Here is a 26,375-nt window from a genome sequence, read left to right on the forward strand (position 1 = left end):
CGTACCTGACGTGCGCGAACCACATTCCGAGACGTTCGTGCGACTGCCCGAACCTCGGTGCTACTCTCACCGCCACCCAGGACAGATCGGTCCGATCCACGGTGCGAGGAGGCCAGCCCATGACCGCGACAGTCGCCGCGCCGCGCTGCCCCGCCGTGTCCCGCGGCCGCCGCATGTGCGGCTGTCGCCGCTGTTCTCGCTGAGCGACGCCGCTCACGCACGTACGACTCTCCTGTCACCGCCCGGGCCGCTCCCGGGCACCTCCCCTAAGGCGCTCCCTGTGTCCCTGATGTCCTTGCGTACGCGTAGGTCCCCGCGGCTCACCGCCGCCACCGCCGGCGTCGTCTGTGCCGCGCTCCTCGCCACCGGCTGCAACGCCGCCGCCAAGGGCGGGGACTCGGGCGAGGGCGGGAGCGGCAAGGCGTTCACGCTCGTCACGCCCGACCCGGTCGCCCAGAACGAGTTCCTGAAGCTCGCCGTCACCGGCGTGAAGGCCGCGGCGAAGGCGCACGGCGGCTCGCAGAAGGTCTTCCAGAGCAGCGACACCGACTCGCGGCAGCAGAACGTCGCCTCGGCCGTGGACGCCGCGCCCGACGTCGTCGCGCTGGTCGGCTTCGAGTTCGCGGACATCGTGGCGCAGCAGGCCGAGGCGCACCCGAAGCAGCAGTTCCTGCTGGTCGACGCGTGCACGAAGAAGGCGTACGAGAACGTCACGTGCGCCGTCTTCCGCGAGCACGAGGCGGTGTACCTGGCGGGCGCCGAGGCCGGGTCGCTCACCGAGAGCGGGAAGGTCGGGGCCGTCGACGTGCTCGACACCCCGCAGTTCCGGCGGTACAGCGAGCCGTTCGCGGCGGGCGCGAAGAAGGTCGACCCGAAGGTGAGCGCCCGGACGTTGTTCGTGGGCGGGCAGTCGCCGTTCAACGACGCGGCGCGCGCCAAGGACCAGGCGGCGACGCTGCGTTCGGGCGGGGCCGACCAGGTGATGGCGGCCGCGGCGGGCGGCAACACGGGCGTCTTCCAGGCGGCGAAGGGCGCGAAGGGCGGGCACGGCGAGGGCTTCCAGGCGTACGGCGTGGACGCCAACCAGTGCCTGGGCAGCCCCGGGGTCGTCGTCGACAACGTACTGAAGAAGACGGATGTCGCCGTGGAGAAGGGCATCGCGCAGATCCTCGACGGCAAGGGCGGCACCACGGTGTCGTACGGCCTGAAGGAGGGCGGCATGTCGCTGACCGGCCTGGAGCCGGGGGTCGCCGACTCCAAGTGCCTGATCGCGAAGCCCGCCAACAAGGACGTGCTGCGGCGCGTCGAGAAGCTGCGTGACGCGATCGTCGCGGGGAAGCTGACCGTCGATGACCCCGCCGCCTGAGGGAGCCGGCGGCGCGCCCGCCGTCGAACTGCGGAGCATCACCAAGGAGTTCCCCGGCACGCTCGCCAACGACCGGGTCGACCTGACCGTCCGGCGCGGGGAGATCCACGCGCTGATGGGCGAGAACGGCGCGGGCAAGTCCACGCTGATGTCGGTCCTGTACGGCCTGACGCGGCCGGACGCGGGACAGATCCTGCTGGACGGGCGCGAGGTGTCGTTCGCGAGCCCGAGCGAGGCGATCGCGGCCGGGCTCGGGATGGTGCACCAGAGCTTCAAGCTCTTCCCGTCCTTCACGGTCGCCGAGAACGTCGTCTTCGCCGCGGAGCCGCGCCGCTTCGGGCTCGTCGACCGGGGTGAGGCGCTGCGGCGGGTGGCGGCGCTCGCCGAGGAGCACGGGCTCGCCGTCGATCCGGCGGCGCGGGTCGGGGAGCTGCCGGTGGGCGTGCGCCAGCGCGTGGAGATCCTCAAACTCCTGTACCGGGGCGCCCGTACGCTCATCCTCGACGAGCCCACGGCCGTGCTCACGCCCGCCGAGGCGGACGCGCTCTTCGGTGTGCTGCGCTCCCTCGCGGACGAGGGCCGCACCGTCCTGCTGGTCACGCACAAGCTGCGCGAGGTCATGGAAGGCAGTGACGCCGTGACCGTGCTGCGCGACGGGCGGGTGGCGGCGCGCCTGCGGACCGCCGACACGAGCGCGGACGGCATCGCGGCGGCCATGACGGGGCGCGCGGTGGAACTGGACCGGACGCATCCGGCGGGCTCGCCGGGCGCCGAGGTCCTGGCGGTCACGGATTTGGCGGCGGACGGGGTGCGGGGCGTCTCGCTCACGGTCCGGGCCGGGGAGATCGTCGGTGTCGCGGGTGTCGCGGGCAACGGCCAGTCGGAGCTGATCGAGGCCGTCACGGGCTTGCGGCCGGTGACGGCGGGGCGGGTCACGCTCGCCGGGCGGGACGTCACGGGCGCGACGGTGGCGGGACGGCGCGCGGCCGGTCTCGCGTACGTCCCCGAGGACCGCTCGGCGGTCGGCACGGCGCCGGACGCGACGATCGCGGAGAACCTCGCCATGGGCCACCACCGCGGGCACGGACTGCTCCGCCCGGCCCGGCTGCGGGCGCACGCGCGGGCACTGGTCGAGCGCTTCGGCATCAAGGCGGCGTCGACCGGGCACGCGGCCAGGTCCCTGTCGGGCGGCAACCTCCAGAAACTCGTCATCGGCCGCGAACTGGCCCATGGCTCCCCCCTGTTGGTCGTCGAGCAGCCGACGCGGGGCGTCGACATCGGCGCCGTGCAGACGATCCACGACCAGCTGATCGCCCACCGCGACGCGGGCCACGCGGTCCTGCTGGTCTCCGCGGAGCTGAGCGAGATCCGGGGCCTCGCGGACCGGGTCCTCGTGATGTACGAGGGCGAGGTCGTCGCGGAGTATCCGCGCGCGGCGGCGGACGAGAGGACGCTCGGGCTGGCGATGGCGGGAGCGGTGCCCTGCGCGGGCGGCGAGAGCGGGACTGCCGCCAGCGCCCGGCCCTCCGGCGGAGACAACGAGGCGCGGCCCCCGGCCGATGCCCCGCCCGCGCCGCGCCGGGTTCTTCCTGGCTCGCGTACGGACACGCCCGCCGAAGCACCGCTGCCCGCCGAAGCAGCGCCCCACCCCGCCCCAGGCTCCCGCCCGGCGACACCCGCCGAGACACCGCCCGCGCCGCGCCGGGTCCTTCCCGGCTCCCGCACGGACACACCCGCCGAGACACCGTCCGCGCCGCACCGGACCCCCGGCACGCGCCCGGCCGCGTCCGCCGAAGCCGCGGGCGGCTCGGACGACCCGGCTCCGGCTGCCGAACCCCCCGCGCCCACCAAGGAAGGCCCCTGACATGGCCGTCCAGAGTCTGTCCGAGGGGCGCTCCCCGGCCGTGTCGCGGCTGTTGCGTTCCTCCGCCCTGCACTCCGTCGTCGCCGCCGTGCTCGTCGGCGCGCTCTTCCTCGTCGGGACCGGCGCCGACCCCGTCACGGCGTACGGCTCCGTCATCGGCGGGGCCCTCGGGCCCGACGGCATCGGGTCCACGCTGACCACCGGCACCAGCATCCTCGGGCTGGCCGTGGCGCTCGCCCTTCCGATGCGGGCGGGGCTGCTGAACCTCGGCGGTGACGGCCAGTTGGTGCTCGGCGGGATCGCCGCCGCGGCCACCGGGCTGTACGTCCCGCTGCCCGCGCCGCTCGCCGTGGCCGCCGCGCTGCTCGCCGGGATGGTGGCGGGCGGGGCCTACGCCGCGCTCGCCGCCGTCTGCCAGAACCGGTTCGGCGTACCGCTGCTGGTGAGCAGCCTGCTGCTCGGCTATCCCGCGATGTCGTTCGCCTCCTACCTCGCGCGTTTCCCGCTCAAGGAGGACGGTTCCAGCCTGCCGCAGACCAGGCCGCTGCCGGACGGCGTCGCGCTGCCCGCCTTCGGGACCTCGACGGTCACCGTAGGGCTCGTGCTCGTCGTGCTCGCCGCCGCGGTGTTCGCCTTCGCGGACGCCCGCACCGCCACGGGTTACGAGATCCGCATGACGGGGCTCAACCCGCGCTTCGCCGCGTACGCGGGCGTCGACCGGCCCCGCCTCACGCTGCGGCTGATGGGCCTGTCGGGGGCGGTCGCCGGGCTGGTCGGCGCGATCGGGGTGCTCAGCTTCCCGTACCGCTTCATCGACGGCTCGCTGACGGCCGCCGGGCACACCTGGACGGGGCTCACCGCCGCGCTGCTCGCCTCGGCCGCGCCGCTCGGGACGGCCGTCGCCGCCCTGTTCTTCGCCGCGCTCGACGTCGGCGGGCCGCCATGGAGCGGGCCACGGAGGTGCCGCGCGAGCTGACGCAGGTGCTCCAGGCCGTCGTCATCGTCTTCCTGGCCGCGCGGCTGCGGCTCACCTGGCGACGGGCCGCCAAGACCGCACGCGGCAAGGGGGACCTGTGATGTCCGTCGACTCCGCGCTCTTCCACTCGGCGCTGCTCGCCCTCACTCCGATCCTGCTCGCCGCGCTCGGCGGCGCGGTCTGCGAGCGGGCGGGCGTGTTCAACATCGGGCTCGAAGGCATGATGCTGATCGGCTGCTTCAGCGCGGTCGCGGGCAGCTGGTCCACCGGCAGCGCGTGGCTCGGTGTCCTGTTCGGTGCCCTCGCCTCGGCGGCGTACGCGATGATCCTCGCCGTGGGAACCATCACGCTGCGCGGTGACGCCGTCGTCCTCGGGGTCGCGCTCAACCTCCTCGCGGTCGGCCTGACCGGGTTCCTGCTGCGTACGGTCTTCGGTGTGCAGGGCACCTTCTCCGACCCGGAGTTGGCGGGGCTGAGCGGCCTCGACCTGCCGGGCCTCGACGCCGTCCCCTTCGTCGGGCCGGTGCTTTCCGGCCACTCCCCGCTGGTGTACGTCTCCTGGGCGGCCGTGGCCGTCGCGGCCGTGTTCCTCGCCCGCCATCCGCGGGGGCTGCGCCTGCGCGGCGTCGGGGAGGCGCCGGACGCGGCGGCGACGCTCGGCGTGAGCCCGGCGAAGTACCAGTACGCGGCCGTCCTCGTCAGCGGCCTGCTGTGCGGACTCGCGGGCGGCCAACTCGCGCTTGGCAACGTCACGTTGTTCTCGGAGAACATGACGGCCGGGCGCGGCTGGATCGCCGTGGTCGCGGTCATGCTCGGCCGGGCGCTGCCGCTCGGCGTGCTGCTCGCCGCGCTGCTCTTCGGCGTCGGGGAGGCGGTCGGTTTCCGGCTCCAGGGCAACGGCCTGCCGCAGCAGGCGACCGACGCCGCCCCCTACGTGGTGACCCTCATCGCCCTCTTCCTGTCCACGGCGCGCCGCAAGCGGCACAAGCGCCTCACGCCTCCGGTAGGAGCCCCTTCATGACCTCGCCCACCGACACCCTGCCCATCACCCGTGTCCCGCGCACCGGCCTGCCCGCCCAGGCGGTCGTGGTCGGCGATCCGGGCCGCGCCGCCGCCGTCGCCGATCTGCTGTCCGACGCGAAGGAGGTGTCGTACCACCGCGAGTACCGCACCTTCACCGGCACCTGGCAGGGCACGGAGGTCGTCGTCTCCTCGCACGGCGTCGGCGCGCCCGGCGCGATCCTGCTCTTCCAGGAGCTGGCCGAGGCCGGCGTCCGCACGATGCTGCGGCTCGGCACGGCGGGCGCGATCCGCCCCGGCATCCGCGACGGCGACCTGGTCATCGCGGACGCGGCGGTACGCGACGACGGCGTGACCCAGCAGCTGATCCCCGCCGAGTACCCGGCGTTCTCCGCCCCGGAGGCGGTCATCGCCCTGGAGCGCGCGGCGCGGGCGGCCGGCGCGCCCCACCACCGGGGCGTGGTGTGGACGCGGGCGGCGTTCCAGCCGGGCTTCCTGCCGCTGCCCGGCGAGGCGTACGCGGCCGCGGGGATCGCCGCCATCGAGATGGAGCTGTCCGCGCTGTACGTCTTCGCCTCCACGCACGGCCTGACGGCGGGCGGCGCGCTGGTGGTGGACGGCGCGAACGCCGACGAACTCGTCGCCGAGGAGGCGCCGTTCTCGACGAGCGGCTACGACCCGCACCGCGACGTGGTGGCCCAAGGGGTCGACCGAGGTGCCCGGATAGCCTTGGACGCGCTGCGTCTGCTGGCCGCGGCCGAGCACTGAACAGCTGAACACCGACCAGGGAGAGACGCGACTGATGCACACCACCGACCTGCCGGCTCAGGCCCGTGGCGGCTCCCTCGACCTGCTGGTGCACGGCGGGGACGTGCTGACCGTCGACGCCTCGGGCACGGTCGTCGCGGACGGCGCGGTGGCCGTCCGGGACGGCCGTGTCGTCGAGGTGGGGCCGGCCGGGCGGCTGCGCGCCGCGTACGAGGCCGCCGAGGAGATCGACGCGCGGGGCTGCCTCGTGCTGCCGGGGCTCATCAACACCCACACGCACCTCGCGATGAACCTCATGCGGGGCATCGCCGACGACGTCACGCTCCAGGGCTTCCTGGCCCGCGTGATCCCGCGCGAGGCCGAGATCCTCTCCCCCGCCACGGTGACGGCCGCCCTCGGCGCCGCGATCGCCGAGTCCGTGCGCGGCGGGGTGACCACCGCGCTCGACATGTACTGGTTCCACGAGGCGGCCGAGGCGGCGGCGCGCGCGGCCGGGTGGCGGCTGCTGACCGGGCCGACGTTCATGGACGTGCCGGGCCCTCCGGACGGCCGCCCCTACGCGGAGCGGGCCGGCTGGGCGGCGGCCGACCTGAAGTCCCGTACGCCCGCGCCCGGCACCCGCCCCGTCGTCTTCGCGCACTCCGCGTACACCCTGGACCCCGCGCAGCTCACGGAGATCACCGCGCTGGCCCGCGAGCACGGCGCCCTGCTGCACCTGCACGCGGCCGAGAACGCGGGCGAGGTGGCGATGGTCGCCGAGCGGCACGGCATGCGCCCGGTGGAGCTGCTCGACTCGCTCGGCGTCCTCGGCCCCGACACGCTGCTCGCGCACGCCGTCGACCTCACGGACGCGGAGATCGCGACGCTGGCCCGCACCGGCACGGCCGTCGCGCACTGCCCGGTGTCCAACCTCAAGCTGGGCTGCGGCATCGCACGCGTGCCCGAGCTGCTCGACGCGGGCGTCACGGTGGGCCTCGGCACGGACGGCGCCGTGAGCTCCAACACACTCGACGTGCTGGGCGCGGTGCGGATGGCCGCGCTGGTGCACAAGGCGGGCGGCGACCCCACGGCGGTCGGCGCCGAGCAGGCCGTCCGCATGGCGACGATCGAGTCGGCGCGGGCGCTCGGCCTCGACGCCCAACTCGGCTCCCTGGAGGCGGGCAAGCGCGCCGACCTCATCGTGCTCGACCTGGACCGGCCGCACCTGGCGCCCCGGCACGACCCCTGGTCGACGCTGGCGTACGCCGCCACGCCCGGTGACGTGCGGGACACCGTCGTCGACGGGCGGGTTCTGATGCGCGGGCGCACCCTGCGTACGCTGGATGAACCGGCTGTCCTGCGCGCCCTGCGGGACGCGGCGACCGACCCCGAAGTGACGAGCACCGCATGACGTACGACGAGCGGACCACCGCCCGCGAGGCCTTCGAGCCCACCCGCGGCTTCACCGGCCGCGCCCGCGCCGCCGACCGCGACCCGCGCCTGCCGCCGGGCCAGTACGACGCGCGCGACGGCTGGCCCGTCCTGTCCGCCGAGGTGACGCCGCACCTGACCGCCGCCGACTGGACCTTCCGCGTGGACGGACTGGTGGCGGCGGCTCGCACCTGGACCTGGGACGAGGCGCACGCGCTGCCCCGCTCCGAGTACCGCGGCGACATCCACTGCGTGACCAGCTGGTCCAAGTTCGGTGTGCGGTTCGGCGGGGTGAGCCTGGACACCTTCCTGGCCGCCGCCCGGCCGCTGCCGACGGCCACGCACGTCGTCGCGTACTCCCACACCGGCTACACCACCAGCCTGCCGCTCGCGGACGTGACGGGCGGCAAGGCGTGGATCGTCTGGGAGTACGGGGACGCGCCGCTGCCCGCCGAGCACGGCGGCCCGGCCCGGCTGATCGTCCCCCACCTCTACTTCTGGAAGAGCGCCAAGTGGATCGCGGGGCTGCGGCTCCTCGACCGGGACGAGCCGGGCTTCTGGGAGCAGAACGGCTACCACCACCGGGGCGACCCGTGGGCCGAGGAGCGTTACGCAGGTGACTGAGACCCCGTATCACCAGGGCGCTTTCGTGCCGCCGACGCGGTTCGCCGTGCCCGGCCGGATCGCCGTGAGCAACCGTGCCGCCGCCCTGTGGCAGCGGGCGCTGATCACGGAGATCCGGCGGGAGACGGCGGCCGTGTCGACGTTCCGGCTGAAGGTCCCCGACTGGCAGGGGCACCTGCCGGGCCAGCACCTGATGCTGCGGCTCACGGCGGCGGACGGCTATGTCGCCCAGCGGCACTACTCCATCGCCTCCGCGCCCGACGAGAGCGGCGAGATCGAGCTGACCCTCGACCACGTGCCGGGCGGCGAGGTGTCCGGGCATCTGCACACCGTGGCCCAGGTCGGCGACACGGTCGAGGTGCGCGGGCCGCTGTCCGGCTTCTTCGCGTGGCCGGGCGACCGTCCCGCGCTGCTGCTCGGGGCCGGTTCGGGCGTGGTGCCGCTGATGTCGATGGTCCGCCACCACCGCCTCGCGGCTCTCACCGTGCCGCTGCGGCTGGTCGTCTCGGCGCGCACGCCCGCGGAGCTGATCTACGCCGACGAGTACGGGGACGAGACCAGCGTCGTGCTGACCCGCACCGAAGGCCGGCTGAACGCGGGGCACCTGGCGTCCCTCCTCGGTGACGAGGCGCGGCCCGAGGGCGGCTGGGAGGCGTACATCTGCGGCTCCAACGGTTTCGCGGAGCACGCCTCGCGGCTGCTGGTGGAGGCCGGCCAGCCGGTGGACCGGATTCGGATCGAACGCTTCGGCTGAGGCCGCGCCGGGCAGCCGACATAATCAGCACACACATCCGATGTCTGCTGGTTCTTCGATCCCTGAGGCGAGGTCCCCATGGCTGTCACCGACGAGGCCATCGAGAAGATTAAGGGCATGATCGTCTCGGGTGCGCTGCGCCCCGGCGACCGGCTGCCCAAGGAGAGCGAACTCGCCGCCGACCTCGGCCTTTCCCGCAACTCCCTGCGCGAGGCGGTCCGCGCGCTCTCGCTGATCCGCATCCTCGACGTGCGCCAGGGCGACGGCACGTACGTCACGAGCCTGGACCCCCAACTCCTCCTGGAGGCGCTGACCTTCGTCGTCGACTTCCACCGCGACGACACGGTCCTGGAGTTCCTCGCCGTACGCCGCATCCTGGAACCGGCGGCCACCGCGATGGCCTGCGCCCACATCGGCGACGCGGAACTGGACGCCCTGGCGCGGCAGTTGGACGTGCTGGGGGACGCCCCGTCCGTGGAGGAGCTGGTCGCCTGCGACCTGGAGTTCCACCGCGGCATCGTCAAGGCCGCGGGGAACTCCGTCCTGTGCTCCCTGCTGGACGGCCTGTCCGGGCCCACCACCCGGGCCCGCGTCTGGCGCGGCCTGACCCAGGAGGACGCGGTCAGCCGCACGCTGCACGAGCACCGCGCGATCCTCACGGCGCTGCGCGACCGCGACGCGGAGGCGGCCAGGTCGTGGGCGACGGTGCACGTCGCGAGCGTGGAGCAGTGGCTCCGCGCCACGCTGTGACGGCGGCCCGGGCCCGGGTGAACACCCCGTTTCCCGCTGTTTCCCGCCGCCCGAGGTGGGCAGTGATCACGCATTCCCCCGAGCGAGGGGGCTGCTGGAGGCCCCTTCCGACGCCGTAAGGTTGGGGCGTACGCAAGGGAACATCGGAAGGAGGCCTGGGTGATCGAGCTCGAGGGGGTTCCCGAGCTGGTCGACCCGGTCATGGTGGCCGCGTTCGAGGGCTGGAACGACGCCGGCGACGCCGCCTCCGCCGCGGTCGCACACCTCGACAAGGAGTGGAAGGGCGAAGTGTTCGCGGCGCTGGACGCCGAGGACTACTACGACTTCCAGGTCAACCGCCCGACGGTCTGGCTCGACGACGGGGTCCGCAAGATCACGTGGCCGACGACCCGGCTCTCGGTGGTCCGCGTCGGCGGCGACAAGCCCCGCGACCTCGTCCTGGTCCGCGGGATCGAACCGTCCATGCGCTGGCGGTCGTTCTGCAACGAGATCCTCGGCTTCGCGCACGAGCTGGGCGTCGAGCTGGTGGTGATCATGGGGGCGCTGCTCGGCGACACCCCGCACACCCGTCCGGTCCCGGTCAGCGGCGTGACGTCCGACGCGGACCTGGCGCGCACCATGGACCTGGAGGAGACGAAGTACGAGGGCCCGACGGGCATCGTCGGCATCCTCCAGGAGGCGTGCACGCACGCGGGCGTCCCGGCGGTCAGCCTCTGGGCGGCCGTCCCGCACTACGTCTCGCAGCCGCCGAACCCGAAGGCCACGCTCGCGCTCCTCAACCGTCTGGAAGACCTGATCGGCCTGCGCATCCCGCTGGGCGAGCTGGCCGAGGACGCGCGTGCCTGGCAGCTCGGCGTGGACCAGCTGGCCGCCGAGGACAGCGAGGTCGCCGAGTACGTCCAGTCACTGGAGGAGGCCCGGGACACCGCCGAGCTGCCGGAGGCCTCGGGCGAGGCCATCGCCCGGGAGTTCGAGCGCTATCTGCGGCGCCGTGACGGCGGCGGTGGCGGTGACGGCGGCGGGCCCTTCTCGCGCGACACCCCGGGCGACCGCACCCGCCCGCCGAAGCCGAAGCCGACCCAGCGGCCCGGCCAGGGCGAGAGCGAAGGCGACGGCAAGGACTCCGGTCCTGGGACACCCGAATCCTCGGAGGACTGAGGGGTGCCGGCCGGGTGACGCGGACGACGCGGGGCGGAGGGAAGTCCTCCGCCCCGCGTCACCTGCTCCCGCGCGCTTGCAGCACGGCTGCTACGCGCAACGGAACTCGGCCGCGGCCCAGTCCGCGTGGTCCCCGCTCTTGGAGCCGTTGGTGTCCTTCACCTTGAGTTCCACGTGCCGGGCGCCGCGCACGTCGACGTCGACCGGCACGGTCGCCGAGGCCCCCGTCACCTTGGGCGAGGTCCACAGCACCTTGCCGTCGGCCTCGACGGAGAACGCCACCTCCCCATAGCCGTTGATCTCGTCGTCGATGCCGACATCGGCGGTGAACCGCGTGCAGCGCCCGCCCGGGTAGACCTCGATGACGGAGTCCGCGTGCACGCCGATCCCCTTCTCGTAGGTCTTCCCCGCGAGGGTCAGCGTCCGGCCGTCCGCGGCGCCCGACTCGCCGTTGCTGCGGTCGCGTTCGGCCGGTCCGTAGCCGTTGGTGGATTTCAGCCACACCATGTCGCTCGCCCAGGTGGCGTGCTTGCCCGGCGCCTCGGGCATCACGCCGAGCGCGAACCGCTGGACGGCGGTGCGCTCCTGGCCCGCCGAGCGGTGGCGGACCCGCGCGGTCAGCGGCTGCTCGCCCGGCTTCGCGTCCTTCGCCGGGGTGAGGGTCACCTCGACGCGGCGCGTGGTGCCCGCCGGGATCGTGTCGGCCGTCGCGGCGCCGGCGGTCCAGCCCTCGGGCGCGTCGAGCGTGACCTCGACGTCGGTGGCGTTCTTCGTGCCCGCCGTGACGTCGACGGCGACCTTGCCCGGCGCGCCCGCGCCCAGCTCCTGGCCCGCGGGCACGCCGACGGTGGCGGCGGCCCCGGGCACGGCGCCGCCGACCGCGCTGGTGTCGTCGAGGGTCAGTTCGAAGGCGCGGTCGGTGCGCAGGGAGGCGGTCTTGACGCGCACCACACCGCCCCGGTCGTCCCGGTCGTAGAACCAGCCCCGCGCCGCCTTCTCGTACGCGGCCTTCGACGTGAGCCGCGGCAGCCCGCGGCCGTCCAGCTCCACGCGGCTCGGGGCGTCCCCGGTGTGCAGCGTGAACGCGTAGGGCCGGGTGCTCTGCTTTCCGTCGAAGCGTCCCTTGCTCGCGCCGATCCGTACGCTCACGTCGCCCGCGCCGGAGCGCGGCGCCCGCACGTCGGCGCGCTGGGTGGCGTAGGCGCCGTCGCGGTGCCGCCGGGTCACGCCGTCGTCCTCGTACAGCTCGAAGGAGGACTTCCCTTGCGGGTAGATGTCCCAGGCGAGCGGTGAGTCCGGCTTCCGGTCCTCGTAGGAGCGGATGCCGCCCGGCCACATCGGCACGCTCGCGCCGCCCCTGACGAACAGCGGCAGCGTGTCGAGGGGCGCGCTGTAGCCGTCGATCGTCGTCGGCCCCCGGTAGGTGCGGCCGCTCCAGTAGTCGGTCCAGGTGCCCTTGGGCAGGTAGATGCCGTCGCGCGTGGCGGTGTCCTGGTAGACGGGCGCGACGAGGAAGTCCTCGCCGGTCAGGAACTCGTACTTGGCGGCGTCGGTGGCCGCCTTCGGGTCGTCGGGGTACTCCAGGGCCAGCGGCCGCACGGCGCCCACGCCGGTCTCCGTCGCCTCATGGGCGTACGAGTACAGGTAGGGCAGCAGGGACTCGTGCAGCTTGAGGTATTTGCGGTTGATGGAGGTGTAGGGCTCGCCGTACCGGAAGGGCTGCTTGTCGCTTGCGGCCCAGCCGTCCATCGTCATCGTGACCGGCAGGAACATCTTCCACTGGAGATCGCGTACGTACGTCTTGGGGCTGCCGCCGAAGATGCCGTCGACGTCACCGGTCGTGTAGGCGAGGCCGGACATGGTGGACCCGGCGTACGTGGGGATCTGCCAGCGGATGTACTCCCAGCTGCCGCTCTGGTCGCCGGACCACTGGACCCCGCAGCGCTGCGCGCCCGACCAGCTCTCGGGGGCCCAGGTGAAGCCGCGGGCGTCGCTGTTGTCCTCGATGCCCCGGTACGCGTCCTTGCAGCCGTCCAGTGCCTTCTTGTAGCCGTCGCCGACCCAGGCGACGTCCAGCTTGGCGACGCGCTGGCCCGCCTTGACCTGCTCGGCGATCTTGTCGAGGCCGTCCTCGGTCCACAGGCCCATCTTCATCTTGCGTCCGGCGAGGCCCTTGGAGGTCTCGGCGAGGTTCTCGTAGCCGCAGCCGTAGCCGTCGTTGACGAGCATCCAGCCGTTCGGCATGTCGTGCTCGACGTAGCCGTCGGCGACCTTCAGGGCGTCCAGGGTGCGGCGCTCGCCTCGGTTGGCGTTGTGGAGGTAGCAGTCGGCGTCGCCGATCTCCAGGCCGTAGACGGGCGGCAGGAAGGGTCTGCCGGTGAGCTTCGTGTATTGCCCGATGACGTCCTTGGCCGCGTCGCTGCCGCGCCCGGCGAAGTAGTAGGCGTCGAAGCGCTGTTCCTTGGCGGTGGCGGTCACGGGCTCGGCGAAGTCGTACGTGTTGGGGGCGTAGGTGTTGCGGAAGACGCCGTAGCCGGCCGAGGAGAGGTAGAAGGGCACGGAGTTGGGGTGGCCGCCGTCGTTCCAGTTGTAGTCGACGGCGACCTCGACCTTCTTGCCGCGGTGGGAGGTGTTGCCGCGGCCGTTCTGCATGCCGGCGCCGTAGAACTGCTCGTCGGCGCCGCGCGCGAGGCTCTGCGTGGTGGTGTCCTTCGTCCAGGACAGGCCCTTGGTCTCGGCCCACAGGCGGGTGCCGTCGGCGCGGTACAGGGCGAAGCGCAGCGGTGACTTGTAGGCGCGCAGTGTCACCTTGGAGGTGCTGAACTCGTAACGGTCGCTCTTCTCGCGCCACTTGGTGCGCGGGGCCCGGCCCTGCGGCAGGACGATGTCCTTGCCGGTCGGGTCGGTGAACGTGCCGTCGGGGGCCAGTTCGAGGCGGAAGGTCTCCGTGGAGACGAAGGTGACGCGGGCCACGGCCGTGCCCGCGCTCAGGCGGTAGACGCCGCCCGCGTGGTCGAAGCCGGTGACGTCCCCGACGGTGGTGGCGGGGTCGTCGGCGGCCTGCGCCGGGGCGTCGCCGCCGGGCACCGCGAACGCCGCGAGGAGGCCCAGCAGGGCGGCGGCGACCGCCGTTCGGAAGCGCGTGGGAGGTCTCATGGCGGAGGTCTAGCGCGTCGGCCCCCGCCGAGGCCATGGACTTTGCTGGGCCGCTCCTGGATTTGTGGAGCGGCCCATTCAGGGGGCGGGCGGGAAGGCGGGGGTTACAGCGCCACGCCCAGCAGCGCGTCCACCGCCCGCGACACGACGCCGGGCGCCCCCTCGTCCGTACCGCCCTCGGCGGCCTGGCGGGCGGCCCAGCGGTCGACGGCGGCGAGCGCCGACGGTGCGTCCAGGTCGTTCGCGAGGGCCTCGCGGAGTTCCTCGACGAGTGCCTCGGCGGGCGGCCCGTCGGGGCGCGAGACGGCGGCGCGCCAGCGGCCGAGCCGCTCGACGGCTTCCGTGAGGACGGAGTCGGTCCACTCCCAGTCCGCGCGGTAGTGGTGCGAGAGCAGGGCGAGGCGGATCGCCGCCGGGTCGACGCCGTCGCGCCGCAGCTTCGACACGAAGACGAGGTTGCCCTTGGACTTCGACATCTTCGCGCCGTCCAGGGCGACCATGCCGGCGTGGACGTACGCCTTGGCGAAGGGGTACTCGCCGGTCAGCGCCTGGGCGTGCGAGGCGCCCATCTCGTGGTGCGGGAAGGCGAGGTCGGAGCCGCCGCCCTGCACGTCGAAGCCCATCCCCAGGTGCTCCAGGGCGATGGCCACGCACTCGATGTGCCAGCCGGGCCTGCCGCGGCCCAGGGAGCCGCCGTCCCAGCTCGGCTCGCCCTCGCGGGCCGCCATCCAGAGCATCGGGTCGAGGGGGTTCTTCTTGCCGGGGCGCTCGGGGTCGCCGCCGCGCTCGGCGGAGAGCAGCTTCATGGCGGCGGCGTCGAGCCCGGACACCTCCCCGAAGTGGGTGTCGGACTCGACGGAGAAGTAGGTGTCGCCCTCCAGCTCATAGGCGGCGCCCATGTCGCGGAGGCGTTCGACGAGCGGCACGATGCCGGGTATCGCCTCGACGGCCCCGATGTAGTGCTGCGGCGGCAGGAGCCGCAGCGCGGTCATGTCCTCACGGAACAGAGCGGTCTCGCCCTCGGCGAGAGCGACCCAGTCCTTGCCGTCGCGGGTGGCGCGTTCCAGGAGCGGGTCGTCCACGTCGGTCACGTTCTGGACGTAGTGAACCTGCCGCTTGGTGTCGAGCCACACGCGCTGCACGAGGTCGAACGCGTTGTAGGTCGCCGCGTGACCCATGTGGGTCGCGTCGTACGGAGTGATGCCGCAGACGTAGAGACGGGCGACGGGACCGGGGTCGAGGGTGACGAGCTCACCGGTCGCGGTGTCGTGGATCCGGAGGTCGCGGCCCTTGCCGGGAAGGGCGGGGACCTCAGAAGCGGGCCAGGCATGCATGACCTGAGCCTAACCGGACGGAGCGTCCGTATACGAGTGGGGATCAACGATCGGTGGCCGGACGGGCCCTCTTGCGGTCATGGCCGGTCTGTGCGGGGGGCCTGAAGCGGCCGCCGCCCCGGGGACGGCCTGCCGACCGCCATGTCGCCTCGATGCCCGCCCGCTGCGGCCGCTAGACCGGTGGCCAGGGGATCGCGGGCCACTCCCCCGACGGTTCGGGATGGCGGCCGGATTCCAGCAGGGAGTCCACCCGCGCGCGCAGCGCGTCGGTCTCGGCCGCCGTGATGAGCCCGGCGAGCCGCTCGGCGAGGGCGGCACCCTCCTTGAGGGCGTCGCGCAGGGCCCGGAGGACCTCGACGGCCTCCTCGGTCAGCGGCTCCCCCGCCCAGCCCCACAGCAGCGTGCGCAGCTTGTCCTCGGCGTGGAAGGTGACGCCGTGGTCGATGCCGTAGAGACGCCCGTCGGCGGCGAGCAGGTGGCCGCCCTTGCGGTCGCCGTTGTTGATCACGGCGTCGAGCACCGCGAGCCGCCGCAGCCGCGGGTCGTCCGCGTGCACCAGCAGCGCGGTGCGGTCCTCGTCGATCTGGGCGCGCCCGACCGCCTTCCAGCCCTCTCCCGGCTCGTCGGCGTCGACCAGGGCGAGCAGAGCCTCGTCGCCCGAGGGCTCGATCCACAGCTGGCACATGCCCTGGCCGTAGGGCCCGTCCCGCAGCACGGTCGGCGGCACGAGGTCCCAGCCGGTGGCCCGCGACACCTCGTACGCGGCGACCTCGCGCTGGGCGAGCGTGCCGTCGGGGAAGTCCCACAGGGGGCGCTCTCCGGCGACCGGTTTGTAGACGCAGGCCGCTTCGTCGCCCTCGTGGGCGACCGTGCAGTGGAGCACCGCGTTCGAGGCCTCGCGGATCTGGCCGCGCACGGTCAGCTCCCCGTGCGTGAGGAGCGTGACGGGGTCGGTGGTCACACTCCCCGCCGGTATCCGTTCTGGCGCGGGCATACGTGTCCTTCCGGGTCGAGCGGGAGGCTGCACAGCGGGCACGGCGGACGGCCCGCGTTCACGACGTCGAGGGCCCGCTTGGCGAAGGCGCGGGCCTGGGCCCCGGTGAGCCGGACGCGGAGCATCGGCGGGCCGTTCTCGTCGTCCTGGAGGAGCTTCTCCTCGGCCTCGGCGAGGTCGTCCTCGGAGTCGGCGTCCAGTTCGACGAGGGCCTGTGCCTCGACGATCATCCGCTCCTCCTCGCCGTCCCAGGCGAGCGCCATCGTGCCGACGCGGAACTCCTCCTCCACGGGGGCGTCCAGCGGCGCGCTGTCGGTGATCTCGGCGGGCGCGACGGCCGGCACGGCGGCGCTGCCCCCACTGCGGCGCACCACCTCGTCCAGCAGCTCCTCCATGCGCTCGGCGAGGGCGGCCACCTGGGTCTTCTCCAGGGCGACGCTGGTCACCCTGACGCCCGCCGAGGCCTGGAGGAAGAACGTACGCCGTCCTGGCAGCCCGACCGTTCCCGCGACGAAACGCTCCGGAGGGTCGTAGAGGAACACCTGACGGGACACGTCCTGTCTCCATTGGATCGACTGCGAGGGGGTGGACCGACTGCGAGGGGGCTGCTGCTTCAACCGCTCACCCTACTGCGGGCGACGATCACGGTGCGCCCGCACCACCCCCCACCGTCGCGTCGTCGCCCGGCGGCTCCTCCCGAGGCACCAGGGAGGCGAAGTCACCGGTGTCCCCGAGGCGTACGAGGAAGGGGCGCAGCCGGGTGTAGCGGATGACGGTGACGGAGCAGGGCTCCACGGAGATGCGCTGGAACAGGTCGAGGTGGAGCCCGAGGGCTTCCGCGACGAGGGACTTGATGATGTCGCCGTGCGAGCACATCAGGTAGACGGCGTCCTCGCCGTGCTCGCGCTCCACGCGCGCGTTCCACTCGCGTACCGCCTCGGCGGCGCGCGTCTGCATGGCCCGCATGGACTCGCCGCCGGGGAAGGCTGCCGCGGACGGGTGCCGCTGGACGACCTCCATCAGCGGCTCGTCGGCCAGCTCGGCGAGCTTGCGGCCCGACCAGTCGCCGTAGTCGCACTCGCCGATGCGGTCCTCGGTGTGCGCCGGGAGCCCCGGACGGGCGGCGAGCAGCGGCGCGACGGTCTCCCGGCAGCGCTGCAAGGGGCTCGTGACGACTTCGGCGAGGGGGACGCCGGCCAGCCGGGCGGGCAGCGCGGCGGCCTGCTCGGCGCCGCGCTCGTCGAGGGCCACGCCCGGGGTCCACCCGGCGAGGAGTCCCGCGGTGTTGGCGGTGGAGCGTCCGTGCCGGACGAGGATCAGCGTGGGCATGCGGACCAGCCTAAGCGGCCGAGGAGTGATACCTCCGGGATGGCCGGGAACCATGTGCGATGTGATTGTCGACTGTGCCATTTACCGCGAGGGCCGCCGCAGCGAGGGCCCTCATGACTTCTCCGACGCCTTGGACGAGGCGCGGGCCACGGGCGAGGCGTTCGTCTGGATCGGCCTGCACGAACCGACCGAGAGCGAGTTCGACAAGGTCAGCGAGGAGTTCGGGCTCCACCCGCTGGCCGTGGAGGACGCCCTCAAGGCCCACCAGCGGCCCAAGCTGGAGGTGTACGACGACTCGCTGTTCATGGTCCTCAAGCCGGTCGTGTACGAGCCGGACACCGACAACGTCTCCTCCGGCGAGGTCATGATCTTCATGGGCGACTCGTTCGTGGTGACCGTCCGGCACGGCGAGGGCGCCCCGCTCGGTGCCGTGCGCGACCGCCTGGAGGCCGACCCGGACGTCCTGAAACACGGGCCGACGGCGGTCCTGTACTCGATCGCCGACGCCTCCGTGGACCACTATCTGGAGGTCGCCGACGAGTTGCAGGAGGACCTGGAGGTCCTGGAGACGGAGGTCTTCTCACCGGACGGCGGCGGTTCGCGCCACACGGCGTCCAGGATCTACAACTTCAAACGGCAGATCCTGGAGTTCCGCCGGGCCACCGGGCCGCTCTCCCTGCCCCTGGCGCGCCTCTCCGGAGCGGGCCCCTACGGCCCTCCGGTGCCTTTCGCCGACGAGACGGCGCAGCCCTTCTTCCGCGACGTCAACGACCACCTGACGCGCGTGAACGAGTCCGTGGAGGGCCTTGACCGGCTGGTCTCGGACATCCTGTCCGCGCACCTGGCGCAGATGAGCGTGCGGCAGAACGACGACATGCGGAAGATCTCGGCGTGGGCGGCCATGGCCGCGGTCCCGACGATGATCGCGGGGATCTACGGCATGAACTTCGAACACATGCCGGAGCTGCACTGGACGTGGACGTACCCCGCCGTGATCGTTGTGATGCTCGTCCTCGAAGTGCTCCTGTACCGCACGTTCAAGCACCGCGGCTGGCTGTAGCAGGCCGTCCGTCTCCGTGCCGGAGGCGGCCTAGGCGAACTCGGGGGCGGGGCTCGCGGGCCCGCCCAGGGCGTCGCGCCGCTCGGGCGGCCTCAGGGTGACCATCCGCCGCCAGCCGCCGAGCCGCTCGTACGCGTACACGGCGTGGATGCCCGTGGCGAGCACCTTCCGCTTCGTGGGCGGCCAGCGCAGGATGCGCCCCATGTGGTCCAGTACGGCGAGGCTGACGTCGCGGTGGACGCGGATCTCGGTCAGCGCGCACTCGCGCAGGATGCGCTGGATGGCGTGACCGTGCCCGGCGGACGCGAGGCGCAGCAACTCCTCGTTGCAGTACGCGAGGTGGTTGTCCCCGTCGTTCACGATCATTCGGACCGCGCGGCCGATGTCCGGGTGGTCGGCGCAGCAGGTGAGCAGCAGCCGCATCTGCTCGGCGGCGCGCTGCTGGGTGACCCGGCTGTGCGCGAGGTGGACGAGGACGTCCCGGGCGGTCAGTTCCCGCTCGCCCTTCAGCCGCTCGTGGGCGAGACCGATGCCGTGCCTCTCCAGCAGCATCGTGTAATCCGTCTCGTGCGGTACGTCGACGGGCCGCAGGCCGCGTTTCCTCAGCAGGGCGTGGAAGATCCGGCCGTGCTTCTCCTCGTCGGCGCCGTGCCGGGTGATCTTGGGTACGAGTGCGCGCTCGCTCGCGGGGACGAGCGCGGCGATGCGGGCGTTCTCCCAGCCGCCTTGTGCCTCGCCGTCGGCGGCGATGGAGCAGAAGAGCCGGAACGACTCGTCGTTGCCGAGGATCTCCTCGTAAACACTCCTGGCCGAAAGCATCACTGGCACCTCCATGCCCCTGCGCGTGGACCGCGGGGCCCGCCGCCTCGGCCTCCTCGGCCGCCTCCGCAGAGAAGCAGTCAAGTGCGAGGGGCGCCACCGGGCAACAGGGGTGCGGGCCGGTTCGGCCGGAAGGGGGACGCCGACGGCCGGGCCCGAGGCCGTAACCGGGGGGCGCGTGCCGCGTTGTTCCCCGTGACGGCCGTGGCGGGGAAGACCCCCCGAGCCCCCACCACGGCCGCAGAAATCCCCCTCTTCCCGTTACGCCAGTCCGGCGCGTTCCAGCGCCTCGGTGCCGGCCCGCAGCGCGGCGATGCGCTCCTCCAGCGTGAAGCCCGCGGGCGACAGCGTGAGCGTGGTGACACCGGCCGCCGCGTAGGCCTGCATCCGGTCGGCGATCCGCTCCACGGAACCGAGCAGCGCGGTCGAGTCGATCAGCTGCCGCGGGATGGCGGCGGCCGCGCCGTCCTTGTCGCCCGCCAGGTACTTGTCCTGGATCTCGGCGGCCTCCTTCTCGTATCCCATGCGCCGCGCGAGCTGGTTGTAGAAGTTCTGCTTGGGGCTGCCCATGCCGCCGACGTACAGCGCCGTATACGGCCGGAACATGTCCGCGAGGGCGCCGATCCGGTCGTCCCCGCCGACCGCGATCGGCAGCGTCGGGACGACGTCGAAACCGTCCATGGTCTTGCCGGCCTTCTCGCGCCCGGCGCGCAGGTGACGCAGCGTGGTCTCCTCCAGGTGCTCGGCGGCCGGGAAGATCAGCAGGGCGCCGTCGGCGATCTCGCCGGTCTGCTCCAGGTTCTTCGGGCCGATCGCGGCGATGTACAGCGGGATGTGCTCGCGCTGGGGGTGGACGGTCAGCTTGATGGGCTTGCCGGGGCCGCCGGGCAGCGGCAGCGTCCAGTGCTCGCCGTCGTGGGTGAGGCGTTCACGGCTCATCGCCTTGCGGACGATCTCGACGTACTCGCGCGTGCGGGCCAGCGGCTTGTCGAACTTCACGCCGTACCAGCCCTCGGAGACCTGCGGGCCCGAGACCCCGAGGCCGAGGCGGAACCGGCCGCCGGAGAGCGAGTCGAGGGTGGCGGCCGTCATCGCGGTCATCGCGGGCTGCCGGGCCGGGATCTGGAAGATCGCCGATCCGATGTCGATGCGTTCGGTCTGCGCGGCCACCCAGGTGAGCACCGTCGCGGCGTCCGAGCCGTAGGCCTCCGCGGCCCAGCAGACCGCGTAGCCGAGCCGGTCGGCCTCCTTGGCGACCGCGAGGTTGTCCGCGTCGATCCCGGCGCCCCAGTAGCCGAGGTTGATCCCGAGCTGCATGGCCGATCCCCTAACCGCTGTACTCATGAGTAACGCCCTTGTGCGGGCGACTGTAACGCGCGGGCGGCTGATCCGTCAGGGGCCGGCCGGCTCCCCGCACGGGTGGCCGAGTTCTCCACATCCGCCGGTTTGTCCACAGGCTCGCCCGTCGCCGGGGCGTGGCCAGTAATCTCAGCGCCCATGGAGCAGAGGCATCTCGGCCGGACCGGCCTGCGCGTGTCCCGCATCGGACTCGGCACCCTCACGTGGGGCCATACCGAGGAGAGCGACGCCGCCGAGCTGTTGAAGGTGTTCTGGGAGGCGGGCGGCACCCTCGTCGACACGGCGGATGTGTACGGCGACGGCGGGTCCGAGTATCTGCTCGGCCGCCTGATCGAGCGGCTCGTCTCCCGGCGCGACCTGGTCATCGCCACCAAGGCGGGCAGCGTGCCCGACCCCGAGCGGCGCTTCGACGGCTCACGGGGCCACCTGCTCTCCGCGCTCGACGCCTCCCTCGCCCGGCTCGGCACGGATTACGTGGACCTGTGGCAGGTGCACGCCTTCGATCCCCGGACCCCGCTGGACGAGACGCTGCAAGCCCTGGACATCGCGGTCAGCAGCGGGCGGGCGCGGTATGCGGGAGTCTCCAACTTCTGCGGCTGGCAGCTCGCCAAGGCCGCGACGTGGCAGCTCGCGGTGCCGGGCGCCCGCACCCGTATCGCCAGTACGCAGATGGAGTACTCCCTGCTCCAGCGCGGCGTCGAGCGCGAGGTGCTGCCCGCCGCCATCGACCTGGGGGTGGGCCTGCTGCCCTCCTCGCCGCTCGGCCGGGGGGTGCTCACCGGGAAGTACCGCCGCGCGACGCCCGCCGACTCGCGCGGCGGCTCCGACCACATGGCGCCCTTCGTCGCGCCGTACCTGGACGACGCGGCGGGGCACATCGTCGACGCGGTCGCGACGGCCGCCGACGGGCTCGCGGCGACCCCGCTCCAGGTCGCCCTGGCCTGGGTGCGGGACCGCCCGGGAGTGACCGCCCCGATCGTCGGCGCGCGCACCGCGCAGCAGCTCACGGCCGCGTTGTCAGTGGAGACCCTTAGTCTTCCTGACGAGATCTGCCAGGCGCTCGACGATGTGTCGGCGCCCGTGCACCGCTATCCCGATCACGACTGGAGCACGCTGTGAGTACGGAACCCGCCGCCGCGGAGGACCCCGGGACCGCTGCCGCGGAGGGAGCGGAGTCACCCGGCGCGGAGGAGACCGCACCGCCGGTTTCCGGCACCGAGGCCGGGTCGGAGCCCGAGCGGGCCTCTGCGGCTCCGTCGGACCCGGAGGCGGAGTCGAAGCTGGACCCGTCGGTCGAGCCGGTGGGAGAGGCTGCCGCGGACGAGGGCGTGGAGGACTCGGAAGGGTCGCAGGGCTCTGAGGGGTCGCAGGAGTCGGAAGGGTCGGAGGAGGCCGGGGGCGGGGCCGGTGAGGGTGCGGCCGGGAGCGGTGAGGCCCCCGCGCTGTCCGAGGCGGAGGCGGAGATCGCCGCGCAGCGGGAGCTGCGGGAGCGGATCGAGCAGCGCAAGGCGTCCAAGGAAGGCCCCATCGAGGCCGGGACGAAGCTGAGCGGGACCGCCGCCGACCTGCTGGCCGCCGTGCGCGCCGTGGAGAGCGGCGAGAAGCCCGTCGCCAGCGCCTTCCGGGAGCCGGAGCCCGTGCGGCGCAGGCCCGCCCCGGCGCCCGTACAGGAGCCCGTGCGCCCCCGCCCGGCCGAGGCGGCGCCCGCCGAGGAGAGCGTCGCCGCGGTCCGCGCCGTGCTCACCGAAGGAGGCGCGCCGGAGACCCTCGCCGCACCGACCGCGGCCGCGCTCGGCGAGGGTGCGGACGAACAACTGCGGGCGGACCCCTGGCAGCTGCTGCGGGTCGGCGGAGTCCGTCCCGAGCAGGCCGACGGGTTCGCGAGGGCGCTGCTCGGCCCCGCGTGCGGGCCCGACGACGAGCGCAGGGGCCGCGCGGTCACCGTGTGGCTCTTGGAGCAGGCGGCCCTCGCGGGACACACCGCGCTGGACGCCGCCGCGCTGACCGCGGCCCTCGGGCAGCGCGCGGTGCCGGACCCGGACGCCGCGGTGCAGAGCGCCTTGGCGGAGGGCGACGCCCTGGTCTTCCAGGACGCCCTCGAAGGGGCCGAGACGGTGCCGGTGCAGCGCTCGGACGACGAGCGCGAGCAGGAGGCGGCGGGCGGAGAAGAGACGGACGGAGCAGAGGAGCCGGAGCGCCCCGTCCGCGTCCTGATCGGCCTTGAGCGGTACGCGCTGGCGGAGGAGAGCCTCGCCGACGGTCTCGCCCGGATCATCAACTCCCTGCCCAAGGAGGACGACGGCGCGGACCCGGGGGACGCCGACTGGGCGGCCGCCGCGGCCCAGACGTCCGGATCCACGGCCGAGCTGATCCGCGCCGTGGGCGGCCACGGCCTGGTGCTGCACTCCGGTGGTGAGGCGGCGCGTGCCGAGCCCGCCGCGCTGGTGTCCGCGGCCGCCGCGCTCGGCCTTCGGGTGTGCGCCGCCGCCCACAGCGCCGACGGCCGGCGCCGCCTCGCGCAGGCGACCGGTATGCAGGAGGCGGCCGTGACGGTCGCGGGACTGCTCTCCGGTGCGCAGGGCCCCGGGCGCGACGCGGACGGCGCCCTCGCGCTCGACCTGCTGGTCGTCCTGGACGCCCCGCAGCTGGACGTGGAGTCCGCGGCGATGCTCGTGGAGTCCCTGCCGGACGGCGCCCGCCTGGTCCTCAGCGGCGATCCGGCGACGCTGTGGTCGGCGGGCCCCGGGCGGGTCTTCGCCGATCTCGTCGCCGCCCGCTGCTGCCCCCAGGTCGTCTCGCGCACCCCGGACCCCGGCCCGATCGGGGAGCTGACGTCCGGCATCGGCATCGGCGAGCTGAACCAGGTCGAGGCGCCCGCCAAGGAGGTCGTGCTCGTCCCGGTGCGCGACGCCGCCGAGGCGATCCACCGCACGGTGCAGCTCGTCGCGGACTCGGTGCCCCGGGCGATCGGCGTGCCCGCCGAGCACACGCAGGTCATCACGCCGGGCCACGGCGGTGCCGCCGGCACCCGCGTGCTCAACGCCGCGCTGAAGGAGCGGCTGAACCCCGGCCCCGGCCGGTTCGGCGGCTTCGACCCCGGCGACCGGGTCGCCCACGTCCCGGCGCCGGGCCGCACGACGCTCGGCCGCGTGGTGCGGGCCGACGCGGAGGGGCTGCACCTGGAGTGTGACGGCGACCCCGTGCTCGTACGCAGGGAGCGGGTGGAGCGGGAGGTGCGGCATGCCTGGGCGCTCACGGCTCACCAGGCGGCCGGGCTGCGCTGGCCCGCCGTGGTCGTGGTGCTGCCCGGTGACGCGGCGCAGACGCTGACCCGGCCGTGGGTCTACACGGCGTTCAGCCGGGGCGAGCGGCACCTGTCGGTCGTGCAGGGCGTCGAGCAGGCCCTCCCGCACGCGGTGGCGGAGCGCCTCTGGAAGGACCGTACGACGCGCCTGCGGACGCTGCTGCGCCCCCAGGTCCCCTCGGCGGCGTCCTGACCCGCTGATCCGGGCGGCGCCACCGCCCGGACCGGCGACTCCACGAGCGAGCGCGCCGCCCTCCTGGGGCGGCGCGCTCGTCGTACGTGCCGGGAATGTCCGCGGAGGGGTCAGCGACCGGTTCCCCGTGGGCCGGCCCCTGCCCCACCGGCCCCACCGGCCTCATCAGCCGCCTCGCTCACATGGACTCCTCCGCCGACCGCGTCTTCATCGATCTCGTCGATCTCATCGATCTCGTCGAGGGGCACGGCCACATCCGGGTCGATGTCCGGGTCGATGTCGGGGTCGGCGTCCAGCCCGTCGAGCCCTTCGTGGTCCAGTTCGTCGTCGAAGACCGAGCTGACGTCGAAACGGCACACCACCCGGTGCGGGTCGGCCTCGTCGAAGGGGGCGTCGAGCCACTCCCCCGGCTCGGCGGGGGTGTCCGCCGCGGTGACCCACAGCGTGGAGTCGCCCTCCTCCAGGCCGAACTCCTTGTGCCGGGAGGCGATCTCGTCCGGTTCGAACTCCCCGAAGAGGACACCGAGCGCACCGTGCACGGTGTCGGCCGGGCCGGTCCCTCCCGGCCCGCCCGCATCGAGGCCGGCGACCCGCTGGGCCTGGACGAGGAGCCGCTGAGGTTCCGCCACGGCGTAGTCGCGCCGGATCAGCACGCTCAGCGCGTTGGCCTCCTCCGGGCCCTGATAGGGCGGCAACGCGTCGTCGGTGCCGGGGATCTCGAAGGGCGTGACCTCGTCGTAGCGGTCGTAGAGGAGTTCGTCGTACTCCTCGGCCGCGGCGGCGAGTTCGTTGAACGCCTCGTACACGGCCGGATCGTCCTCGCCCGACCTGCGTTCGACCGCGGCCAGGTGGCGGTCGAGCGCGGTCTTGACCGCCTCGGCGGCGGCACGTACCTCGGCAGCGGTGGGCTGCGCAGCATCAGACATAGTGCAGACGCTATCCGTACCGGGCCGGTGCCCGCACAATAGATGCGATGCCGGAATACGAATTTGTCGACGTGTATGTACCGCGCGGGGTCACCCGCAAGGAAGCCACACGTCTGCTGACAGACCACGCAGAGTACGGACACTGGGAGTTGGACCGCCTGAGTCTGCACCCCGACGGGAGCCGCAGGGTGCGGCTGAAACGACGGATCATCCGCCAGGTGCGGGCCACCTGGTGAGCGGAGACGAGCCCGGCTGACCCGGGACGGGACGCCGGCGCGTCCCGGAACGGAGCGGGCTCCGTGACGGCGGGGCCCGCTCCGTTCCGGCGTGCCCGGCGGCTGCGAACCGCCCGGCACAGGTTGATCATCAGTCTGTCGCCCGCGCCCTGCGGTACAGCACCGTGCCCGCGAGCAGCACGCCCGCGCCCATCGGCAGCGCGAGGCCGACCGGCAGCGAGTTGCCGGTCTCCGCGAGCTGCGAGGTGCCCTCGGGCGGGGTGACGGTCCGCGTGCCCGGGTCGTTCGGCTTCCCGGGCCCGCCCGGCTGCCCCGGCTCTCCGGGCTTACCAGGCTCTCCCGGCTTACCCGGCTGCTCGGGCTTGCCCGGCTTCCCCGGCTTCCCCGGCTTCCCCGGCTCCTCAGGCTTACCGGGCTGCTCCGGCTTACCGGGCTGCTCGGGCTTGCCCGGCTCCCCCGGCTTTCCGGGCTCCTCCGGCTTCCCCGGGTGCTCGGGGTCCGTCGGGGGCTTCTCGGCGCCCGGCGGGGTCGCCGGGCCGCCGTTGTTGGCGCAGTTGTTCCCATGGGTCGCGTTGCCGAGACCGCCGATGGTGACGCCGTTGCCGCAGACGTTCACCGGAGCGTGCACCGGCACCTGCACGGTGTTGCCGGAACCGACGCCCGGCGAGTTGCTGCTGCGTCCTTCGGCCTTGGACCCGCCGGAGGGCCTGTGCGCGCCGCCCCCCTTGGAGGAGTTGGCGCAGTTGTTGCCCGCCGCGGGGTTCAGGAGCCCGACGACGTTCACGGTGTTGCCGCACACGTTGACCGGAGCGTCAACGGGGGCCTGGACGGTGTTCCCCGACAGTACGCCGGGAGAGTTCGAACTGCTCCCCCTGGCGGTCGAGTCCGCGTGCGCGTAGCCACCGGACATGGCGAGTACGCCGGTCGCGGCCGCCATGGTGATCAAGCTTTTTCGGGTGCCCTGTCGCATAGCTG

Annotated in this window: 20 protein-coding genes and 3 pseudogenes; 14 read left to right on the forward strand and 9 right to left on the reverse strand. The window is 73.4% G+C overall.

The window, feature by feature from the left end; genetic code table 11:
• Positions 1 to 289: 289 nt before the first annotated feature.
• From J2N69_RS06450 to J2N69_RS06495, 10 genes and pseudogenes are all read left to right on the forward strand, one after another.
• Positions 290 to 1,366 (forward strand): BMP family ABC transporter substrate-binding protein, encoded by a 1,077-nt coding sequence (locus tag J2N69_RS06450; RefSeq protein WP_230904608.1) that lies wholly within the window; start codon positions 290 to 292, stop codon positions 1,364 to 1,366.
• A pseudogene (locus J2N69_RS06455) lies at positions 1,350 to 2,840 on the forward strand (ABC transporter ATP-binding protein); the annotation flags it as partial. The gene J2N69_RS06450 and the pseudogene J2N69_RS06455, both read left to right, overlap by 17 nt.
• 391 nt (positions 2,841 to 3,231) lie before the next feature.
• Positions 3,232 to 4,307: pseudogene (locus J2N69_RS06460) on the forward strand (ABC transporter permease).
• Entirely contained in the window at positions 4,307 to 5,227 is a 921-nt protein-coding gene (locus J2N69_RS06465; protein WP_230899873.1) for an ABC transporter permease, read from the forward strand. The pseudogene J2N69_RS06460 and the gene J2N69_RS06465 overlap by 1 nt, the downstream one beginning before the upstream one ends.
• The gene (locus J2N69_RS06470) at positions 5,224 to 5,994 is read left to right on the forward strand and encodes a phosphorylase family protein (RefSeq protein WP_230899874.1); all 771 of its coding nucleotides are present in this window, start codon (positions 5,224 to 5,226) and stop codon (positions 5,992 to 5,994) included. Before J2N69_RS06465 ends, J2N69_RS06470 begins: the two co-directional genes overlap by 4 nt.
• A gap of 34 nt (positions 5,995 to 6,028) precedes the next feature.
• Positions 6,029 to 7,384: an amidohydrolase gene (locus J2N69_RS06475; RefSeq protein WP_230899875.1), complete on the forward strand. Its 1,356-nt coding sequence runs from the start codon at positions 6,029 to 6,031 to the stop codon at positions 7,382 to 7,384.
• A complete protein-coding gene (locus J2N69_RS06480; RefSeq protein WP_230899876.1) occupies positions 7,381 to 8,028 on the forward strand; it encodes a sulfite oxidase-like oxidoreductase in 648 nt (215 codons plus the stop codon). Before J2N69_RS06475 ends, J2N69_RS06480 begins: the two co-directional genes overlap by 4 nt.
• Positions 8,021 to 8,782, forward strand: a complete 762-nt coding sequence (locus J2N69_RS06485) for a ferredoxin reductase (protein ID WP_230899877.1) — start codon at positions 8,021 to 8,023, stop codon at positions 8,780 to 8,782. The genes J2N69_RS06480 and J2N69_RS06485 overlap by 8 nt, the downstream gene beginning before the upstream one ends.
• Before the next feature lie 78 nt (positions 8,783 to 8,860).
• On the forward strand, positions 8,861 to 9,532 hold the full coding sequence (locus J2N69_RS06490) for a FadR/GntR family transcriptional regulator (RefSeq protein ID WP_230899878.1): 672 nt from the start codon (positions 8,861 to 8,863) through the stop codon (positions 9,530 to 9,532).
• A gap of 159 nt (positions 9,533 to 9,691) precedes the next feature.
• A complete protein-coding gene (locus J2N69_RS06495) occupies positions 9,692 to 10,690 on the forward strand; it encodes a PAC2 family protein (protein ID WP_230899879.1) in 999 nt (332 codons plus the stop codon).
• A 90-nt stretch (positions 10,691 to 10,780) separates the two neighbouring features.
• Here the strand turns inward: J2N69_RS06495 and J2N69_RS06500 are convergent, their stop codons facing one another.
• From J2N69_RS06500 to J2N69_RS06520, 5 genes are all read right to left on the reverse strand, one after another.
• Entirely contained in the window at positions 10,781 to 13,846 is a 3,066-nt protein-coding gene (locus J2N69_RS06500) for an NPCBM/NEW2 domain-containing protein (RefSeq protein ID WP_230899880.1), read from the reverse strand.
• A 104-nt stretch (positions 13,847 to 13,950) separates the two neighbouring features.
• On the reverse strand, positions 13,951 to 15,180 hold the full coding sequence (gene mshC, locus J2N69_RS06505) for a cysteine--1-D-myo-inosityl 2-amino-2-deoxy-alpha-D-glucopyranoside ligase (protein WP_230899881.1): 1,230 nt from the start codon (positions 15,178 to 15,180) through the stop codon (positions 13,951 to 13,953).
• 172 nt (positions 15,181 to 15,352) lie between these two features.
• Positions 15,353 to 16,174, reverse strand: coding sequence for an SCO1664 family protein (locus J2N69_RS06510; protein ID WP_230899882.1), 822 nt, complete (start codon positions 16,172 to 16,174; stop codon positions 15,353 to 15,355).
• Positions 16,138 to 16,728 (reverse strand): DUF3090 domain-containing protein, encoded by a 591-nt coding sequence (locus J2N69_RS06515; protein WP_230899883.1) that lies wholly within the window; start codon positions 16,726 to 16,728, stop codon positions 16,138 to 16,140. The genes J2N69_RS06510 and J2N69_RS06515 overlap by 37 nt, the downstream gene beginning before the upstream one ends.
• Positions 16,729 to 16,816: 88 nt before the next feature.
• Positions 16,817 to 17,503 carry a histidine phosphatase family protein gene (locus tag J2N69_RS06520; RefSeq protein WP_230899884.1) on the reverse strand — a complete coding sequence of 229 codons (687 nt, stop codon included), beginning with the start codon at positions 17,501 to 17,503 and terminating at the stop codon, positions 16,817 to 16,819.
• Between the two features lie 61 nt (positions 17,504 to 17,564).
• Between J2N69_RS06520 and corA the strand changes: the two genes are divergently transcribed.
• Positions 17,565 to 18,563: a magnesium/cobalt transporter CorA gene (corA, locus tag J2N69_RS06525; RefSeq protein ID WP_230899885.1), complete on the forward strand. Its 999-nt coding sequence runs from the start codon at positions 17,565 to 17,567 to the stop codon at positions 18,561 to 18,563.
• A gap of 30 nt (positions 18,564 to 18,593) precedes the next feature.
• Here the strand turns inward: corA and J2N69_RS06530 are convergent, their stop codons facing one another.
• Together J2N69_RS06530 and J2N69_RS06535 are read right to left on the reverse strand one after the other, a co-directional pair.
• A complete protein-coding gene (locus J2N69_RS06530; protein ID WP_230899886.1) occupies positions 18,594 to 19,382 on the reverse strand; it encodes a ferritin-like domain-containing protein in 789 nt (262 codons plus the stop codon).
• Positions 19,383 to 19,643: 261 nt separating this feature from the next.
• A complete protein-coding gene (locus tag J2N69_RS06535) occupies positions 19,644 to 20,699 on the reverse strand; it encodes an LLM class F420-dependent oxidoreductase (RefSeq protein ID WP_230899887.1) in 1,056 nt (351 codons plus the stop codon).
• Between the two features lie 180 nt (positions 20,700 to 20,879).
• Between J2N69_RS06535 and J2N69_RS06540 the strand changes: the two genes are divergently transcribed.
• Positions 20,880 to 21,860, forward strand: a complete 981-nt coding sequence (locus tag J2N69_RS06540; protein WP_230899888.1) for an aldo/keto reductase — start codon at positions 20,880 to 20,882, stop codon at positions 21,858 to 21,860.
• On the forward strand, positions 21,857 to 24,238 hold the full coding sequence (locus tag J2N69_RS06545) for an AAA family ATPase (protein WP_230899889.1): 2,382 nt from the start codon (positions 21,857 to 21,859) through the stop codon (positions 24,236 to 24,238). The genes J2N69_RS06540 and J2N69_RS06545 overlap by 4 nt, the downstream gene beginning before the upstream one ends.
• Before the next feature lie 236 nt (positions 24,239 to 24,474).
• On the opposite strand, the pseudogene J2N69_RS06550 reads toward J2N69_RS06545, so the two are convergent.
• A pseudogene (locus J2N69_RS06550) lies at positions 24,475 to 25,164 on the reverse strand (hypothetical protein); the annotation flags it as partial.
• Between the two features lie 47 nt (positions 25,165 to 25,211).
• On the opposite strand from J2N69_RS06550, the gene J2N69_RS06555 reads away from it, so the two are divergent.
• The gene (locus J2N69_RS06555) at positions 25,212 to 25,400 is read left to right on the forward strand and encodes a DUF5703 family protein (RefSeq protein ID WP_127911640.1); all 189 of its coding nucleotides are present in this window, start codon (positions 25,212 to 25,214) and stop codon (positions 25,398 to 25,400) included.
• Between the two features lie 130 nt (positions 25,401 to 25,530).
• Here J2N69_RS06555 and J2N69_RS06560 read toward each other — a convergent pair whose 3' ends face one another.
• Positions 25,531 to 26,370, reverse strand: coding sequence for a chaplin (locus tag J2N69_RS06560; RefSeq protein ID WP_230899891.1), 840 nt, complete (start codon positions 26,368 to 26,370; stop codon positions 25,531 to 25,533).
• Between the last annotated feature and the right edge of the window lie 5 nt (positions 26,371 to 26,375).

This window comes from Streptomyces huasconensis (assembly GCF_021028635.1).
Classification (GTDB): domain Bacteria; phylum Actinomycetota; class Actinomycetes; order Streptomycetales; family Streptomycetaceae; genus Streptomyces; species Streptomyces huasconensis.